Annotated in this window: 19 protein-coding genes; 12 read left to right on the forward strand and 7 right to left on the reverse strand. The window is 64.0% G+C overall.

Features of this window, described 5'->3' with window-relative positions:
* Positions 1-173 precede the first annotated feature (173 nt).
* Together FJ423_RS08005 and FJ423_RS08010 are read left to right on the forward strand one after the other, a co-directional pair.
* Positions 174-1343 carry a PLP-dependent aminotransferase family protein gene (locus FJ423_RS08005; RefSeq protein ID WP_181174763.1) on the forward strand — a complete coding sequence of 390 codons (1170 nt, stop codon included), beginning with the start codon at positions 174-176 and terminating at the stop codon, positions 1341-1343.
* 280 nt (positions 1344-1623) lie between these two features.
* Positions 1624-2169: a YbhB/YbcL family Raf kinase inhibitor-like protein gene (locus FJ423_RS08010; RefSeq protein WP_140840635.1), complete on the forward strand. Its 546-nt coding sequence runs from the start codon at positions 1624-1626 to the stop codon at positions 2167-2169.
* Positions 2170-2205: 36 nt separating this feature from the next.
* Here the strand turns inward: FJ423_RS08010 and yghU are convergent, their stop codons facing one another.
* Positions 2206-3075 (reverse strand): glutathione-dependent disulfide-bond oxidoreductase, encoded by an 870-nt coding sequence (gene yghU, locus FJ423_RS08015; protein WP_095768495.1) that lies wholly within the window; start codon positions 3073-3075, stop codon positions 2206-2208.
* A gap of 202 nt (positions 3076-3277) precedes the next feature.
* Between yghU and FJ423_RS08020 the strand changes: the two genes are divergently transcribed.
* Positions 3278-4180: a S1C family serine protease gene (locus tag FJ423_RS08020; protein WP_140840637.1), complete on the forward strand. Its 903-nt coding sequence runs from the start codon at positions 3278-3280 to the stop codon at positions 4178-4180.
* A gap of 13 nt (positions 4181-4193) precedes the next feature.
* Positions 4194-5144 carry a LysR family transcriptional regulator gene (locus FJ423_RS08025; protein ID WP_140840639.1) on the forward strand — a complete coding sequence of 317 codons (951 nt, stop codon included), beginning with the start codon at positions 4194-4196 and terminating at the stop codon, positions 5142-5144.
* Here FJ423_RS08025 and FJ423_RS08030 read toward each other — a convergent pair.
* Complete coding sequence (locus FJ423_RS08030; protein WP_140840641.1) at positions 5095-5823, reverse strand: SDR family oxidoreductase; 729 nt, start codon at positions 5821-5823, stop codon at positions 5095-5097. The two genes, FJ423_RS08025 and FJ423_RS08030, sit on opposite strands and share 50 nt — an antisense overlap.
* Before the next feature lie 293 nt (positions 5824-6116).
* On the opposite strand from FJ423_RS08030, the gene FJ423_RS08035 reads away from it, so the two are divergent.
* Positions 6117-6713, forward strand: coding sequence for a YdeI/OmpD-associated family protein (locus FJ423_RS08035; RefSeq protein WP_140840643.1), 597 nt, complete (start codon positions 6117-6119; stop codon positions 6711-6713).
* A 156-nt stretch (positions 6714-6869) separates the two neighbouring features.
* Here the strand turns inward: FJ423_RS08035 and FJ423_RS08040 are convergent, their stop codons facing one another.
* Positions 6870-7166: a hypothetical protein gene (locus tag FJ423_RS08040; RefSeq protein WP_140840645.1), complete on the reverse strand. Its 297-nt coding sequence runs from the start codon at positions 7164-7166 to the stop codon at positions 6870-6872.
* A gap of 349 nt (positions 7167-7515) precedes the next feature.
* On the opposite strand from FJ423_RS08040, the gene FJ423_RS08045 reads away from it, so the two are divergent.
* The 6 genes from FJ423_RS08045 (at position 7516) to FJ423_RS08070 (ending at position 13171) form a co-directional block, all read left to right on the forward strand.
* On the forward strand, positions 7516-8223 hold the full coding sequence (locus FJ423_RS08045; protein ID WP_140840647.1) for an SDR family NAD(P)-dependent oxidoreductase: 708 nt from the start codon (positions 7516-7518) through the stop codon (positions 8221-8223).
* A 368-nt stretch (positions 8224-8591) separates the two neighbouring features.
* The gene (locus tag FJ423_RS08050; RefSeq protein ID WP_140840649.1) at positions 8592-9800 is read left to right on the forward strand and encodes an ABC transporter substrate-binding protein; all 1209 of its coding nucleotides are present in this window, start codon (positions 8592-8594) and stop codon (positions 9798-9800) included.
* A gap of 44 nt (positions 9801-9844) precedes the next feature.
* Positions 9845-10597, forward strand: coding sequence for an ABC transporter ATP-binding protein (locus FJ423_RS08055; RefSeq protein ID WP_140841060.1), 753 nt, complete (start codon positions 9845-9847; stop codon positions 10595-10597).
* Positions 10590-11294 (forward strand): ABC transporter ATP-binding protein, encoded by a 705-nt coding sequence (locus FJ423_RS08060; RefSeq protein WP_140840651.1) that lies wholly within the window; start codon positions 10590-10592, stop codon positions 11292-11294. Before FJ423_RS08055 ends, FJ423_RS08060 begins: the two co-directional genes overlap by 8 nt.
* 7 nt (positions 11295-11301) lie before the next feature.
* Complete coding sequence (locus FJ423_RS08065) at positions 11302-12189, forward strand: branched-chain amino acid ABC transporter permease (protein WP_140840653.1); 888 nt, start codon at positions 11302-11304, stop codon at positions 12187-12189.
* Position 12190: 1 nt separating this feature from the next.
* Positions 12191-13171, forward strand: coding sequence for a branched-chain amino acid ABC transporter permease (locus FJ423_RS08070; RefSeq protein WP_140840655.1), 981 nt, complete (start codon positions 12191-12193; stop codon positions 13169-13171).
* Here the strand turns inward: FJ423_RS08070 and FJ423_RS08075 are convergent.
* The 3 genes from FJ423_RS08075 to FJ423_RS08085 form a co-directional block, all read right to left on the reverse strand.
* A complete protein-coding gene (locus FJ423_RS08075; RefSeq protein ID WP_140840657.1) occupies positions 13168-13470 on the reverse strand; it encodes a HigA family addiction module antitoxin in 303 nt (100 codons plus the stop codon). The two genes, FJ423_RS08070 and FJ423_RS08075, sit on opposite strands and share 4 nt — an antisense overlap.
* Positions 13471-13509: 39 nt before the next feature.
* Positions 13510-13791 carry a type II toxin-antitoxin system RelE/ParE family toxin gene (locus tag FJ423_RS08080; RefSeq protein ID WP_140840659.1) on the reverse strand — a complete coding sequence of 94 codons (282 nt, stop codon included), beginning with the start codon at positions 13789-13791 and terminating at the stop codon, positions 13510-13512.
* A gap of 179 nt (positions 13792-13970) precedes the next feature.
* On the reverse strand, positions 13971-14663 hold the full coding sequence (locus FJ423_RS08085) for a helix-turn-helix domain-containing protein (RefSeq protein ID WP_140840661.1): 693 nt from the start codon (positions 14661-14663) through the stop codon (positions 13971-13973).
* Positions 14664-14837: 174 nt separating this feature from the next.
* On the opposite strand from FJ423_RS08085, the gene FJ423_RS08090 reads away from it, so the two are divergent.
* Positions 14838-15164, forward strand: a complete 327-nt coding sequence (locus tag FJ423_RS08090) for a DUF1330 domain-containing protein (protein WP_140840663.1) — start codon at positions 14838-14840, stop codon at positions 15162-15164.
* A gap of 191 nt (positions 15165-15355) precedes the next feature.
* Here FJ423_RS08090 and FJ423_RS08095 read toward each other — a convergent pair whose 3' ends face one another.
* Positions 15356-15829 (reverse strand): Lrp/AsnC family transcriptional regulator, encoded by a 474-nt coding sequence (locus FJ423_RS08095; RefSeq protein ID WP_181174745.1) that lies wholly within the window; start codon positions 15827-15829, stop codon positions 15356-15358.
* Positions 15830-15841: the final 12 nt, after the last annotated feature.

The raw sequence follows: 15841 nt of genomic DNA on the forward strand, positions 1-15841 counted from the left end.
TTTGCGAAAATCTGTGGGCCAAATGTTGCCTGGACGATGAGCCATGACCGTTTTGTGTATTCACGCGAAAGGCCAGGCCTGATAATAGGTCAACTAACCTGACCTAAATAGAAGCACGCTGCGGGAGGTGCGTCTTGACCCTGTTGAACCTTCTGGCCTCGCGTTCCTCGCGCATGAAGGCTTCGGAAATCCGCGAGCTGTTGAAGCTGCTCGACCAGCCCGACATCATCTCCTTCGCCGGCGGCATTCCCGACCCGTCGCTGTTTCCGGCCGAAGCCATCGGCGATGCCTACCAGGCCGTGCTGGGCGGCAAGGAGGCGGGCGCCGCGCTGCAGTACCAGGTCAGCGAGGGTTTCCTGCCGCTGCGCAAATGGCTGGCCGCCTATATGGGCAAGCTTGGCGTTCAGTGCGACGAAGGCAACATCTTCATCACCTCCGGCTCGCAGCAGGCGCTCGACTATCTCGGCAAGCTCTTTTTGTCCCCCGGCGACACTGCGCTGGTGACATGGCCGACCTATCTCGGCGCGCTGCAGGCCTTCAACGCCTATGAGCCGCGCTACGACCGGCTGAACCCCGCCGGCGGCAACATGACGCCCGAGGCTTATCGCGCGGCAGCGGCGGCAAATGGCGGCAAGGTGAAGTTCGCCTATCTGGTGCCGGATTTCGCCAACCCGACCGGCAATACGCTGGATGCCGAGCAGCGCGAGGCGGTGCTCGACCTCGCCGGCGAGCTCGACATCGCCGTCATTGAGGATGCCGCCTATCGCGCGCTGCGTTACGACGGGGAGGGCGAGCCGCCGATCCTGGGGCTCGACTGCGCCCGCGCCGGCGGCATCGATCATGCGCGCACGCTCTATTGCGGCTCCTTCTCGAAGATACTGTCGCCCGGCATGCGCGTCGGCTGGGTCTGCGCGCCGCGCCATGTGGTGGAAAAACTGGTCCTGATGAAGCAGGCCTCCGACCTGCACAGCCCGTCGATCAACCAGATGGTCATGCACCGCGTCGCCGAAACCATTTTCGACGCCCAGGTGGAAAAGCTGATCGGCGCCTACCGAAAGCGCCGCGATGCGCTACTTTCCGCGCTGGAAGCCGACATGCCCGCCGGCATTTCCTGGAGCCGTCCGGACGGCGGCATGTTTGTCTGGCTGACGCTGCCGCAAGGTACGGATGCCACCGAGTTGCTGGCGCGCTCGATCAAGGAGGCGCGCGTCGCCTTCGTGCCGGGCAACGCCTTCTACGCCGACAGCACCGGCCGCAACACGCTGCGCATGTCATTCACGCTTGCCGACGACCACGCGGTGAACGAAGGCGTGCCGAGACTGGCAAAGCTGCTGCGGGGCTGATCTTCCTCCAGGGAGATCAGCAGCCGGCCGTCCACTCGCGCAGGCGTGATTGGTCGTGCGCAGGCGTGATTGTCCGCGCGCCCGATTCCTCGGCTAGTGTCGCGATCGATCCAACCCCCTGGATCGACCCGGCCGTGGGGTCCCACCTCCACGGTCCGAACGAAAGAGCCCCGACGGCCTCCACCGGCGGGGCTTTTTCATTGTCCCGGCAGGCGGCCGCGCTAACTTGCCCTTTTTCGGGCCGCTTTTCGGCTACGCTACGTCATTCAGGGAGGATCAGATGACCTTGCGCCTCGGCTTCACTTTGCTTGCCCTTGTCGCCTTCGCCAGTCAGGCGGCGGCCTTCGAGATATCCAGCCCGTCGGTGTCGAACGGCAAATGGGACGCGAAATATCTCGGCGACAAAGCCGGCTGTGGCGGGCAGAGCGTCTCGATCGCGCTTGCCTGGAAGGATCCGCCGGCCGGAACGAAAAGCTACGCGCTGACCATGTTCGACACCGATGCCAATGGCGGCAAGGGCTTTTGGCACTGGCTGGCCTGGAACATCCCGGCGAGCGCCAAGGGTCTGCGCGAGGGCGCCGGCGCGCAGGGCGGCAAGCGCATGCCCAAGGGCTCCGTGCAGGGCAAAGGCGGCGTCGGCCGCGCCGGCTATTTCGGCCCGTGCCCGCCGCCCGGCAGCGGCGACCATCACTATGTCTTCACGCTCTATGCGCTGGGTGAAAAGACATTGCGCATACCGGCCAACCCCTTGCCGGAGATGATCTCGGTCGCCGCTAAAAGCTCTGCGCTCGGCCAGGCGACCGTGACATACACATATGGGAGGTAACGGGGCGGCCAATCTCCCGCACGAGGCGAGATTACATTACTCCGCCGCTTGCAGCTTATCCTGCGTCTTCGTCTCGAAGTCGCTGGCGTCGTGGCGCTCGCGCAGCTGGAAGGCCGGATCGCCGGACATGCGGTTGACCATGCGGCCGCGCTTCACCGCAGGCCGCGCGTCGATCGCGTCGGCCCAGCGCTGCACATTCTTGTATTCGTGCACCGAGAGGAACTCGGCGGAGTTGGTGTAGCTGCGGCCCTTGGCGAGCCCGCCATACCAGGGCCAGACCGCAATGTCGGCGATCGTGTAGTCGGGGCCCGCGAGATATTCGCTCTCCGCCAGCCGGCGGTCGAGCACATCCATCTGCCGCTTGGTCTCCATGGCGAAGCGGTCGATGGCGTATTCGATCTTTTCGGGCGCATAGGCATAGAAATGGCCGAAGCCGCCGCCGAGATAAGGCGCCGAGCCCATCTGCCAGAACAGCCATGAGAAGGTTTCCGCGCGCGCCGCGCGTTCGGTCGGCAGGAATGCGCCGAACTTCTCGGCGAGGTAGGTGAGGATCGAGCCGGATTCGAACACGCGCACCGGCTTCGGCTCGCTATGGTCCATCAGCGCCGGGATCTTCGAATTAGGATTGACCTCGACAAAGCCCGAGCCGAACTGGTCGCCGTCGCTGATCTTGATCAGCCAGGCATCGTATTCCGCACCCTTGTGGCCGAGCGCCAGAAGCTCCTCCAGCATGATCGTCACTTTCTGGCCATTGGGCGTGGCCAGCGAGTAGAGCTGCAGCGGGTGCTTGCCGACCGGCAGTTTCTTGTCATGCGTGGGGCCTGCGATCGGCCGGTTTATCGAGGCGAACTCACCGCCATTTGGCTTGTTCCAGGTCCAGACTTTCGGCGGGACGTATTGGTTCATGTTGAAGGCCTTGTGTTTCGTGAAGGGCGGCATCTGCCACGGATGCCGATAGACTTAGGTGCGGTTCCGCGCGCGTCAAAGAAAAAAGTTCAATCTTCATTGAACTAGCGCTTATGCCAGCTTGGGCGAGGGGGAATCCGCCCTTGCACGGCGCTCCTTCGGCCATACTTATAGGCAGAGACCCGCAATGCAGGATGGATCGATGACCATCGAGAAAATTTCGCGCTCCGTAATCGCCGTGCGCGCCACGGTTCCGGACGACGCCTTCACCGCCAATGCGCTGGGCACGCGCCGCGAGGGCAGTGGCGTGGTGATCCGCGACAATGGGCTGGTGCTCACCATCGGCTACCTCATCACCGAGGCCGAGGAAGTGTGGCTGACCGACCAGGATGGCCGTGTGGTGGCCGCGCATGCGCTGGCTTACGACCAGGAGACCGGCTTCGGCCTCGTGCAGGCGCTGTCGCCGCTCGGCCTGCCGGCTGTCCAGCTCGGCAATGCCAGGAAAGCCAAGATCGGCGATGCCGTGACGCTCGCCGACGGAATCGGCCAGCAGGTCGATGCCCACATCGTGACCAAGCAGGAATTCGCCGGCTATTGGGAGTATCTGATCGACGAGGCGATCTTCACGGCGCCCGCGCATCCGTCCTGGGGCGGCGCCGCGCTGTTCGACCGCGCCGGCAAGCTGCTCGGCGTCGGCTCGCTGCGCCTGCAGATGAGCCGCGCCGGCGAGGTAGCCGACATCAACATGGTCGTGCCTATCGATCTTCTGACGCCGATCCTCGACGATCTGATCAAGCGCGGCCAGGCGGCGAAGGCGCCGCGTCCGTGGCTCGGCGCCTTCTCGGCCGAGTCGAACGGCATGGTGGTGGTGATGAGCGTCGCCGAAGGCGGCCCGGCCGCACAGGCGGGCCTGCGCCAGGGCGACATCATCTCCGATGTGCGCGACGGCGAAGTCGATGGTCTGGCCGATTTCTACAGAAAACTCTGGCAGAACCCGGCCGGTGCGGAAATTCCGCTGCGCGTCGTGCGCGACGGCCGCGAGACATGGCTGCGCGTCAAATCCGCGGACCGCAATTCCTTCCTGAAGAAGCCGCAGCTGCAGTAGGCTCGGAGCGCCGGTGCATCCCAGGTTGCTGAAGACCTTTCTCGCGGCCGCGCGTACCCGCAACGTCACGCGCGCGGCGCAGGAGATCCATCTCGCCCAGTCGAGCGTCAGCGACCAGATCCAGGCGCTGGAGACTGAGCTTGGCGCCAGTCTCTTCACCCGCTCGCGGCAGGGGCTCACCCTGACGCCGGCCGGCGAGGCGCTGAAACCCTATGCCGAGGAACTGCTGGCGCTCGCCGGCGACGCGCGGGCCGCCATCGATGCCACGAGGGCCGGGACGGCCGGCACAGTGTCGATCGGCGCGCTGGAAACCATCGCCTCGGCAACGCTTGCCGGCTGGCTTGCCGGCTTCCGCGCCGGTCATCCGGACATCGACATCAAGCTGAAGATAGCCGGAAGCGGCGAGTTGCTGCGCAGGCTGGGCGACGGCGAGATCGACGTCGCTTTCTGCTTCGAGCGGCCCCCAGAGATCGATGTTGGTGAGACGGACCGCCGCCTTGCCAGGCGCGTCGTGGCGGTCGAGCCGCTGGCGCTGATAGCGCCGCCCGGCGACAACCGGGCGGATGTCGATCTGGCGACGCTGGCCGAGAAGCATTTCGTCGCCACCGAGACAGGCTGCGTCTACCGCGCCATGGTCGACAAGGCATTCGCCGAAGCAGGCCTCGGCAATCCCAACCTCGCCGCCGAAGCCGGCAGCATCGACGCCATTGCCGGGCTGGTGGCGGCCGGCGCCGGCTTCGGTCTCGTTCCGCGGATCGCGGTCGCCGCCGCGATCGATCGCGGCGAGGTGTCCGAGCTTGCCTGGCCTGGGGCGGTCCGCTCGGCGGACGTGGTGATGATCTGGCGCCGCCGGCGCGTCCAGCCGCCGGCGCTTAAGGCACTGCTCATCGCTTTACGGGAGGGGTTCGCCTTGGTCACGCCAGGCGGTGCCCGCCCTCGACATGCAGCGTCTCTCCCGTCGTAAAGCCATTGCCGATCAGGAAGCGGATTGCGTCGGCGATGTCCTCCGGCTTTCCGACCCGACCTACCGGCAGTCGTTTCGCCATCGCCGCAAGCGTGTCGTCCTTTTTGTCGCCGGCGACGAACTCCCAGATCGGCGTGTCGACCCAGCCGGGCGAGACGGCGTTGACCCGGATCGGCGCCAGTTCGACGGCCAAAGCCCGCACCAGCCCTTCCAATGCGGCGTTTACGGCGGCGACGACCGAGCCGCGCGCCGCCGGCCGGTGGGCGGCAATGCCCGAGACGAAGGTGAGCGAGCCGGCTGACGGCAGCTTCGGCGCGCCGTGCTTGGCGAGCAAAAGCGGCCCGTAGAACTTGCTTTCCACCACCTTTTGCGCGGCTGAAAGCTCGATGTCGGGCAACAGCCGGTAGGCGCCCTCGATGTCGGCCGCCGTGCTGACGATGTGGTCGAGCCTGCCGATGCGCTGAAACAGTGCGGCGACCTCATCCTCGCGGCTGATATCGACCACGGCTGTTTCGAGCGTGCCCGGCTGGCCGAGTTTTTCCCGCGCAGCGTCCAGCTTCGCTTCGCCGCGCCCGGCGATGATGACGTGCGCGCCTTCCTCAAGGCATCGCCTGGCGAGCGCCAGCCCCATGCCCGAGCTGCCGCCGACGATCAGGATTTTTTGCTTCTCCATGTCCATGCCTTTCCTTTGCATGGAGGAGGTTTGGCAGACCCAGGCGCGAAGCGGAAACGGAAGAAACCGATGGTGGTATCGGAGCCTCCGATGGCGGTTCAGCCGATCTCCCCTTGTGGGGGAGATGCCCGGCAGGGCAGAGGGGGGCGCGAAGGAATGCGACCTTTCAGTTTCGTCTCGATCGGATAGAACGAACGTCATTGTCGGTCGGCGGGACAGCGCCCCCCTCTGCCCTGCCGGCCATCGCCCCCACGAGGGGGGAGATTAGCAGCTTCGGCGCCGCGCAAGGAGGAACAACGATGGCCCCCATCAAGGTGGATCCGAACAAGGTGCGCGAATTCGCGGATGCCGAAAGCTTCTATGCCTGGCTTGCCGACAACCACGCCAGCGAAAGCGAGGTCTGGATCAAGATCCACAAGGTCGGTTCTGGTCTCGCCTCGATCACGCCAAAGGAGGCGATCGACGTCGTGCTTTGCTTCGGCTGGATCGACGCGGTGCGCAAGTCGCTCGACGAGAAGAGTTTCCTGCAGCGCTACACGCCGCGCGGCAGGAAGAGCATCTGGAGCAAGATCAACATCGACAATGTCGCGCGCCTGATCGAGGCGGGCCGCATGACCGAGCATGGCCTCAAGCAGGTCGAGGCCGCCAAGGCCGACGGTCGCTGGGACCGCGCCTATGGCGGATCGAAGGAGATGACCATCCCGCCCGACCTGCAGGCCGCGATCGATGCCGAACCGAAGGCGAAAGCGATGCTGGAGAAGCTTTCGGCACAGAACCGCTTCGCGCTCGCCTTCCGCGTCCACAACATGAAGACCGAGGCCGGCCGCAAGAAGAAGATTGCTGATCTGGTGGCGATGTTGAAGCGCGGCGAGACGATCCACCCGCAGAAGAAGTAAGGCATGATCCCGAAATGGTTGCAGGGTTGCCCACTAAGTCCCGCAAACAAAAACGCCGCCCGGGAGGGAGGGCGGCGTTTTCGGGAAGCGATGATCCTGAACCCTTAGCAAGCGGTCTCGGATCATCCGGTCATGAAGGCCGCAACGCGTCAGGCCTTATGCGGCCTTCTTCGCAACATGCTTCTTCATCACATGGTGCTTGCGCACGTGGTGCTTCTTCACGTGATGATGCTTGCGAGCATGATGACGGTGGTGCTTCCTGAGCTTCTTGTGCGGGCCATTGGCGGCAGGCTTCGCCGTCTCGGTGGCCGAGGCCGGAGCAGTGGTCGTGGCAGTCGTCGTGGTCGCAGCGGGTGTGGTTGCTGCGGCGTTGGCTTCGGTGGTGCCGAGCGCCGGCACCGCGAAAGCGAGAGCGACGGCGAGGCCGAGTGCGGAAAGAAGGGTCTTTTTCATAATCGGCATTCCTTGGGTTCGGATCAATGTCTGTTGTTGCGCGCCGTAGTGGGTCGGCTGCTGCGGGTACCGTTATGACACCGGCTCTTTTCGGGAGTTTTTCCCGACTGTTGAATCTTGTTTCCGGATTGTGTCTGGCGCTTTCCTCTTGTGGAATAGGATGGCCGCTTCGCAAGCGCGGGCCGCAACGGTCGCCTGGCGATCAAGCACCCACTTGTGATGAAGGCGGCGGTGCCCGGCTGGGAGCTTTCATGAACCCAATCGCACGACGCGTGCGAATTCCGCGCCCTAATCATTCGATCCGATCGATGCCATCTTGCTGCCGACATACCGAACAGGAGCAAGAACAATGACCACCAACACAGATCATTCCGGCAAGGTGGCGCTCGTCACCGGCGGCAATCGCGGCATCGGTCTGGAGACGGCGCGCCAGCTTGCGGAAATCGGCTTCACCGTGCTCATCGGTGTGCGCGACCTCGCCAAGGGCGAGACGGTGGCAAGGACACTTGGCAGCGCCGTCGAAGCCATCGAGCTGGATGTCGCCGCGTCCGAGGCCGCAGACCGCGCCGCGGCCGAGGTCGGGAGCCGGTTCGGCCGGCTGGACGTTTTGGTCAACAACGCCGCCATCCATTACGACCCTTCGGCGCAGGCGCTCAGGCCCGACTGGACGGTGATCCGCGAGGCATTCGAGACCAATGTCTTCGGCGCCTGGCGCGTCGCTGCCGCCTTGGCGCCGCTGCTTGGCGCTTCCGGCCACGGCCGGCTGGTCAACGTTTCGTCCGAGGGCGGCTCGCTCGCCTCGATGGGTGCCGGCGCGCCGGCCTATTCGACCAGCAAGGCGACGCTCAACGCGCTGACTCGCATCCTGGCCGCGGAATTGCGCGGCGCCGGCGTCCTGGTCAATGCGATCTGCCCTGGCTGGGTCGCGACCGACATGGGCGGCCCAGGCGGCCGTCCGGTCGCGCAAGGGGCGGCCGGCATCGTCTGGGCCGCTACTCTGCCGGACGACGGTCCGACCGGCGGCTTTTTTCGCGACGGCAAGCGGCTGGCATGGTGAGCAGAAAATAGAAGCTTAAGACAAGCCGTTGAAAAGTATAAATTTTCCACTCGGGCGTCGAAAAGTGAGCGTGAGAGTGGAAAAGCCAGACAATGCAAGCACTTAGCCTGCATATCGCCTGTCTGCTTGGTAAACGCTGGTCTGCCGATAGCCATGCTACGAAAATAGCATTCTCGGCCCGCGACATGTGGTGCTAGGCTCGCGCCCGTGCACCCAAGGCACGCTGCGGCCCAGCCCGCAAACAGGAGGGCCCGCCAGAGGAGGAGCGGCAGAGCGGGATCGAGGCTCCAATCCAAAATCCGAAGGAACTGTTGAACCATCGCGAGGCAGCCGCGTTTCCCGTGGTTGCCACATGGGAGGAACCACCAGTGAAAGCATCCTATCTCGTCTCGGCCGCGCTCCTTGCGGCATCCGCAATGCCGGCCGCGGCTGGCGAAATCTCCGATGGCAAGGTCAAGATCGGCATCCTCAACGACCAGTCGGGCGTCTATGCCGATTTCGGCGGCAAGTGGTCGGTCGAGGCCGCCAAGATGGCGGTCGATGATTTCGGCGGCAAGGTGCAGGGCGCGCCGATCGAGATCGTCAGCGCCGATCATCAGAACAAGCCTGACATTGCCTCCAACATCGCGCGCCAGTGGTACGACACCGAGCAGGTCGACGCGATCATGGAGCTCACCACCTCGTCCGTGGCGCTGGCCGTGCAGGGGCTTTCCAAGGAAAAAAAGAAGATCGATATCGTCACCGGGGCGGCTTCCACCGACCTCACCGGCAAGCAGTGCTCGCCCTATGGTTTCCATTGGGCCTACGACACGCACTCCCAAGCGGTCGGCACCGGCGGCCAACTGGTTAAGCAGGGCGGCGACAGCTGGTATTTCATCACCGTCGACTATGCCTTCGGCTATTCGCTGAAGGACCAGACCGCCAAGCTCGTCGAGGCGAGCGGCGGCAAAGTGCTGGGCGAGGTGCGCTATCCGCTCGGCTCCACCGACTATTCCTCCTTCCTGCTGCAGGCGCAGTCCTCCGGCGCCAAGATTGTCGGGCTCGCCAATGCCGGCCTCGACACCTCGAACTCGATCAAGCAGGCAGCCGAATTCGGCATCGTCGCCGGCGGCCAGCGGTTGGCCGCGCTCCTCTTCACGCTCGCCGAAGTGCATGGGCTGGGCCTGCAGGCAGCCCAGGGCGTGGTGCTGACCGAAGGCTTCTACTGGGATCGCGACGACAAGAGCCGTGAATTCGCCCAGCGCTTCTTCAAGCGCACAAACCGCATGCCGAACATGATCCAGGCCGGCACCTATTCGGCCGTGACGCAGTATCTGAAGGCCATCGACAAGGCCGGCACCGACGGGACCGAGGCGGTTGCCAAGGAGCTGCATGAGATGCCGGTCAACGACGTCTTCACCGCCAACGGCAAGGTGCAGGCCGACGGCTCGATGGTGCACGACATGTATCTCTACCAGGTCAAGAAGCCGGAAGAGTCGAAGAAGGACTGGGACTATTACACCTATCTGGCGACCATTCCGGGCGACAAGGCCTTCATGAAGGCCGAGGACAGCGGCTGTCCGCTCGTCGCCAAGTGACGCTCGACACCGCCACCGCTGTCCGCCCGGACAGCACGGACCAGATGCCGCGGGTGGTGCTTTCCGCCCGCGGCCTGCGGCGCGACTTCGCCGGCTTCGTCGCGGTGAAGGATGTCGACCTCGACGTCCATCACGCCAAGATCCATGCGCTGATCGGCCCGAACGGCGCCGGCAAGACGACCATCTTCAACCTGTTGACCAAATTCCTGCAGCCGACCAGCGGCAGGATCGAATTGCTCGGCACCGACATCACCCGCACGCCGCCGGCGAAAGTGGCGCGCATGGGGCTCGTCCGCTCCTTCCAGATATCGGCGATCTTTCCGCACCTCTCCGTGCTCGACAATGTTCGCGTGGCGCTGCAGCGTCCAAGCGGGCTGGGCTACCAGTTCTGGCGCCCGGTCTCGGCGTTGGATCGGCTTACGCCGAGGGCGCGCGAGCTGCTCGCCATCGTCGGCCTCGATGACGCCGCGCATCGTCTCGCCGGCGATCTCTCCTATGGCCGCAAGCGCGTGCTGGAGATCGCCACCACGCTGGCTCTCGAACCGAAGGTGCTACTGCTTGACGAGCCGATGGCCGGCATGGGGCATGAGGATGTCGGCACCATCTCCGGCATCATCCGCGCGCTGGCAAAAGACCGCGCCGTGCTGATGGTCGAGCATAATCTGACCGTCGTTGCCGATCTCTGCGACTGGATTACCGTCATGCAGCGCGGCCAGGTGCTGGCGGCTGGCGACTACGCCGCCGTCAGCCAGGACGAGCGCGTCCGCGTCGCCTACATGGGAACCGAGCATGAGTGAGCCGCTGCTTGCCGTGCGCGATCTCCACGCCTGGTACGGCGAGGGCCATGCGCTGCATGGCGTCAACCTCGACGTCATGCGCGGCGAGACCGTGACGCTGCTTGGCCGCAACGGCGTCGGCAAGACGACGACGCTGCGCGCCATCATGGGCCTGATCCGCAAGCGCACCGGCTCCGTAACCTTCAACGGCAAGGACCTGATCCGCCTGCCGTTGCACCGCGTCGCGCATCAAGGCATCGGCTTCGTGCCGGAGGAGCGCGGCATCTTCGCCACGCTGACGGTGGACGAGAACCTGATCCTGCCGCCGGTCGTGGCCAAGGGCGGCATGAGCGTCGAGGAGATATTCGAGCTTTTCCCGAACCTCAAGGAACGCCGCAACAGCCAGGGCACGAAGCTGTCTGGCGGCGAGCAGCAGATGCTTGCCATCGCCCGCATCCTGCGGACCGGCGTCGAGATGCTTTTGCTCGACGAGCCGACCGAGGGCCTGGCGCCCGTCATCGTCCAGCGCATCGGCGAGTTGCTGGCGACGCTGAAGAAGCGCGGCATGACCATCCTGCTGGTCGAGCAGAACTTCCGCTTCGCCGCCCGCATCGCCGACCGCTTCTACCTGATGGATCACGGCAAGGTGGTGGAGGGTTTTGCCGTCGGCCAGCTGACCGCGCATACCGACAAGCTGCACGAGGTGCTGGGGGTATGATGGTGCCATGACCATGATCTTCGGCATCCCCATCCAGGCGCTCCTCGGCCAACTCCTCGTTGGCCTGATCAACGGCTCTTTCTACGCCATGCTCAGCCTCGGGCTCGCCGTCATCTTCGGCCTGCTGCGCATAATCAATTTCGCCCATGGCGCGCTCTATATGCTGGGCGCCTTCATCGGCTATCTGCTGCTGGTGCATTTGGGCATCGGCTACTGGCCGGCGCTGGTCCTGGTGCCGCTTGGCGTCGGCCTGTTCGGCATGGCGGTCGAGCGCCTTGCTTTGTCGCATCTCTACCGCCTCGACCCACTCTATGGCCTGCTCTTCACCTTTGGCCTGGCCTTGGTCATCGAAGGCGTATTCCGCTATTATTACGGCGTTTCCGGCAATCCATACGCCGTGCCCGCGCTGCTTGCCGGCGGCACCAATCTCGGCTTCATGTTCCTGCCCAACTATCGCGGCTGGGTGGTGGCGGCTTCGCTCATCGTCTGCATCGGCACCTGGCTGCTGATCGAGAAGACCAGGCTAGGCTCCTACCTGCGCGCCGCCACCGAGAACCCGGAACTGGTCCAGGCCTTCGGCGTCAACGTGCCGCTTCTGCTCACGCTCACCTACGGGCTGGGCGCGGCGCTTGCGGGCTTAGCCGGCATCCTCGCCGCGCCCGTCTACCAGGTCAGCCCGCTGATGGGCTCGGACCTGATCATCGTCGTCTTCGCCGTCGTCGTGGTCGGCGGTATGGGCTCGATTCTCGGCGCCATCGTCACTGGCTACTTGCTCGGCCTCGCCGAGGGCCTGACCAAGGTCTTCTATCCCGAGGCCTCGAACCTCGTCGTCTTCGTCATCATGGCGATCGTGCTTTTGCTCAGGCCCGCCGGCCTGTTCGGAAGGGACGCCTGAGATGAGCCAAGCGACCCTTCACGCAGAACGCGCCGCCGCCTCCTTGAGGCTCGAACGGGCGCTGGCGGTGCTGGGCATCGTGGCGCTGATCGCCGCGCCCTTCGTCATCTACCCGATCTTCGTCATGAAGATGCTGTGCTTCGCGCTGTTCGCCTGCGCCTTCAACCTGCTCTTGGGCTACACCGGCCTGCTTTCCTTCGGCCATGCCGCCTTTTTCGGCGGCGCGGCCTATTTTTGCGCCTATGCAGTGAAGGCCTGGGGCTGGCCGCCAGAGGCCGGCATCCTGCTCGGCACCGCAGGTGCCGCGGGCATGGGCCTCGTCATGGGCTTCCTCGCCATCCGCCGGCAGGGCATCTATTTCTCGATGATCACACTGGCGCTGGCGCAGATGTTCTATTTCTTCTGCGTCCAGGCGCCCTTCACCGAGGGCGAGGACGGCATCCAGGGCGTGCCTCGCGGCCACCTGTTCGGCGTCGTAGACCTCAACGTCACGATGAACATGTATTTCTTCGTGCTCGCCGTCTTCCTGATCGGCGTCTTCGCCGTCTGGCGCATCGTCAACTCGCCTTTCGGCATGATCCTGCGCTCCATCCGCGAGAACGAGAACCGCGCCATTTCGCTCGGCTACTCCGTCGGCCGCTACAAGCTCGCCGCCTTCGTCATGTCGGCCGCGCTCGCCGGCTTTGGCGGCGCGACCAAGGCGATCGTCTTCCAGTTCGCCACGCTCACCGACGTCACCTGGCAGATGTCGGGCGAAGTGATCCTGATGACGCTGCTCGGCGGCATCGGCAGCATGGCCGGCCCGGCGGTCGGCGCCGGCCTTGTCGTCGGACTGGAGAATACGCTCGCGACATCCGGCTTTCCGGTGACCATCGCCACGGGGCTGATTTTCATGGTCTGCGTGCTGGTATTCCGGCGTGGGATTGTCGGAGAGATCTATGCAAGATGGCTGGGGCGGAGGGCGGGCGGCAAGAACTCCTAAGCTGCGGCCGCCCCGAACCGCTCAATCTCTTTGAGTTCATCCCGTATGGAGGTGCCCTCGACGGCGAGGTCATAGCTGGCCTGCATGTTCATCCAGAACTGCGGAGTCGTTCCAAAGAACTTTGCGAGGCGCAAAGCGGTGTCTGGCGTAACAGGCGTGGTCTCGTTGGCAAGGCGTTCGATACGCGTACGTGGGACGTGAAGCTTCTTCGCCAAAGTGTAGGGCTTCAGGCCAAGTGGTTCGAGGAACTCGGCCCTCAATATCTCGCCGGGATGGATAGGCTTGTCGAGGTTGATCATTTGGTTCCGCTCATGTCGGGATAGAGCTGGTTGGTTCAGCTAATGATAGTCGGTGATCTCTACATCGTCCGCTCCGCCATCCGTCCACCGAAAGCAAACGCGAAATTGGTCGTTGATACGGATCGAGTACTGACCGGCGCGATCGCCCTTCAGCGCTTCAAGCCGGTTTCCCGGTGGGACCTTGAGGTCGGCCAGTTCGAGAGCGTTGTCCAACATGAACAGTTTCCGTTGAGCGACACGAACGAGATCTGCCGGGAATCCTTTCGGAGCTTTGCCTGTCGAAACCGCCTCAGTGATCCTGTCTCTGAACGAGCGTATCATCCACTTCCCCCGAAACGTATCTTCTCATGATGCGGCTCCAAGATCAAGCGTAAAGTATCATGTCGTGATACGAAACGCCTCGAAGGGATTATATTGAGGCAAGGTGCGCCCGCCGGCACTTCCAGCCACCTTCACCCGGTCCATCGCCATAAACGTGCGACAGCCAAGGTGGTGCCCGGCTACGCCGCGCGCTTCGGTTCGACCGCGAACGGGCTGAGCCCGAGCCAGCTTTGCATCTTCCTGCCAATAGCCTTGTCGCCGGTCAGGACGACCTTCACGCCGGCCTTCTCGACAGTCAGCACGCCCATCCAGATTGCGGTCATCGTGTGGAGATCGGTCGAGACGTAGAGGTCGACCTCGAAGCCCGGATCGTACCAGCACAAATCGACCTCACCATGCTTCTCGACGATCAGCCACCACGAGCGTTTCGAGGCTGGGAGGTCCTGATACAGAAATTGTATCACGGTTCTTCCATCAGGCAGCGGCGAGGGGTTCAGATTACGCCGCATATCCCACATCAGCAGCGACGGATCGAGGTTCTTCAACGACAGCCGGGACTCGACCCATTTCTGTCCCCAAAAACCCATCGCCTCGACAACAGGGCGCAAGTCGCGTCCCGCCTCGGTCAGCCGGTAGTCGAAGATACCCTTCTCGCCGGGGACTTCCCGCCGCTCCACGATCCCTGCCAACTCCAGCTCCTTCAGCCGTTGCGACAGAAGGGTCGGCGACATTTTCGGCACACCGCGGCGCAGGTCGTTGAAGCGGGTCGAGCCCGCCACCAGCTCGCGCATCAACACCATCGTCCAGCGGGTGCACAGCACCTCGGCGGCCATCGATAGCGGGCAGAACTGCTTGTAACCGTGCTGGGTCATGATCGGCGCCTCCTCCAGAGTTGGCCGGACATTAGACCTTCATGAATGAAGCGGCGAGTACAGAAACTGTACCGGGCCGGTACAGATCCAGGACTGGTTGGCGCGAGCCCTGTCGTGCGAGCCGTTTGGCCGACGCACGGGATATCCCTGTGCGCAGCAACCAGGAGAATGACCATGACCGCTTACCTTATCGCGGATATCAAGGTGAAAGATCCGAAATGGATACCGGACTACGCCGCTACCGTGCACGACCTCGTTCACAAGCACGGCGGCAGGTATCTGGCGCGCAGCGGCAATGTGAAGACGCTCGAGGGCAAGCCGCTCGACACGACGCTGATCGCGCTGATGGCCTTCCCATCGGAAGCGGCGGCGCACGCCTTCACCAATGATCCGGCCTACGCCCCCTTCGTGTCGGCCCGCCAGGGCGGCAGCGACAGCCGCTTTCAGCTGTTCGACAACACCGACCTAGCCGGAACGATTTCATACCTGCCGAAGGGATGATCGGCGGCCGCCGCATCGAACCCGGGATCATCAAGCACAAACAGCCACGGCGCTTGCACCTTCGCCGACATGAACCCGAAGGTGTCGTGCGAACACGCGGCGTCGCCGACCCAGTAGAGGTTGGAGATTAGCGAAAACCAGGACGGCAGCCGATCTCCCCACTTGTTGGGGAGGTCGGCAGCTTCGACGCCTCACCCCACCGGCACTTCCAGTCCCACCTTCACCCGGTCCATCGCCACGAACGTGCGAAACCTTTTGACGTTGTTGTTCTCGAAGAACAGCCGCCTGGTCAGCGCCTCGTAATCGGCCATCGTCGCCACCGTGACGACGAGGATGAAATCGGCCTCGCCGGTGACGTAGTAGCATTGCTGCACTTCGGGCACTTGGGCAAAGCCGCGCTTGGCGGCGTCGATCAGCTCGGCGCGTTCGCTCTCCACCTCGACCTCGACGAAGATCGTGATCGGGTGGCCGACCTTGGCCGGATCGACCAGCGCTACATTGGCGCGGATGACGCCGGTCTCCTCCATGCGCTTGATGCGCCGCTGAACGGCGGGCGCCGACAGGTTGACCCTCTCGCCGATCGTGCGCTGCGGCGTGGCGTTGTCCTTCTGCAGGATGGCGAGGATGGCGCGGTCGAAGGCGTCGAGTTCGGGCGAAATGGACATGGCAGCGTTTCC

It is taken from the genome of Mesorhizobium sp. B2-8-9 (assembly GCF_006439475.1).
GTDB lineage: Bacteria > Pseudomonadota > Alphaproteobacteria > Rhizobiales > Rhizobiaceae > Mesorhizobium.

Excerpts from the sequence above, each read along its gene's own strand:
- FJ423_RS08085 (WP_140840661.1), bottom strand. The coding sequence starts at position 14,663 with ATGACCCAGCACGGTTACAAGCAGTTCTGCCCGCTATCGATGGCCGCC.
- FJ423_RS08075 (WP_140840657.1), bottom strand. The coding sequence starts at position 13,470 with ATGATCAACCTCGACAAGCCTATCCATCCCGGCGAGATATTGAGGGCC.
- FJ423_RS08045 (WP_140840647.1), top strand. The coding sequence starts at position 7,516 with ATGACCACCAACACAGATCATTCCGGCAAGGTGGCGCTCGTCACCGGC.
- FJ423_RS08095 (WP_181174745.1), bottom strand. The coding sequence starts at position 15,829 with ATGTCCATTTCGCCCGAACTCGACGCCTTCGACCGCGCCATCCTCGCC.
- FJ423_RS08010 (WP_140840635.1), top strand. The coding sequence starts at position 1,624 with ATGACCTTGCGCCTCGGCTTCACTTTGCTTGCCCTTGTCGCCTTCGCC.
- FJ423_RS08065 (WP_140840653.1), top strand. The coding sequence starts at position 11,302 with ATGACCATGATCTTCGGCATCCCCATCCAGGCGCTCCTCGGCCAACTC.
- FJ423_RS08080 (WP_140840659.1), bottom strand. The coding sequence starts at position 13,791 with ATGATACGCTCGTTCAGAGACAGGATCACTGAGGCGGTTTCGACAGGC.
- FJ423_RS08035 (WP_140840643.1), top strand. The coding sequence starts at position 6,117 with ATGGCCCCCATCAAGGTGGATCCGAACAAGGTGCGCGAATTCGCGGAT.
- FJ423_RS08070 (WP_140840655.1), top strand. The coding sequence starts at position 12,191 with ATGAGCCAAGCGACCCTTCACGCAGAACGCGCCGCCGCCTCCTTGAGG.
- FJ423_RS08090 (WP_140840663.1), top strand. The coding sequence starts at position 14,838 with ATGACCGCTTACCTTATCGCGGATATCAAGGTGAAAGATCCGAAATGG.
- FJ423_RS08030 (WP_140840641.1), bottom strand. The coding sequence starts at position 5,823 with ATGGACATGGAGAAGCAAAAAATCCTGATCGTCGGCGGCAGCTCGGGC.
- FJ423_RS08055 (WP_140841060.1), top strand. The coding sequence starts at position 9,845 with ATGCCGCGGGTGGTGCTTTCCGCCCGCGGCCTGCGGCGCGACTTCGCC.
- FJ423_RS08040 (WP_140840645.1), bottom strand. The coding sequence starts at position 7,166 with ATGAAAAAGACCCTTCTTTCCGCACTCGGCCTCGCCGTCGCTCTCGCT.
- FJ423_RS08020 (WP_140840637.1), top strand. The coding sequence starts at position 3,278 with ATGACCATCGAGAAAATTTCGCGCTCCGTAATCGCCGTGCGCGCCACG.
- FJ423_RS08060 (WP_140840651.1), top strand. The coding sequence starts at position 10,590 with ATGAGTGAGCCGCTGCTTGCCGTGCGCGATCTCCACGCCTGGTACGGC.
- FJ423_RS08005 (WP_181174763.1), top strand. The coding sequence starts at position 174 with ATGAAGGCTTCGGAAATCCGCGAGCTGTTGAAGCTGCTCGACCAGCCC.
- yghU (WP_095768495.1), bottom strand. The coding sequence starts at position 3,075 with ATGAACCAATACGTCCCGCCGAAAGTCTGGACCTGGAACAAGCCAAAT.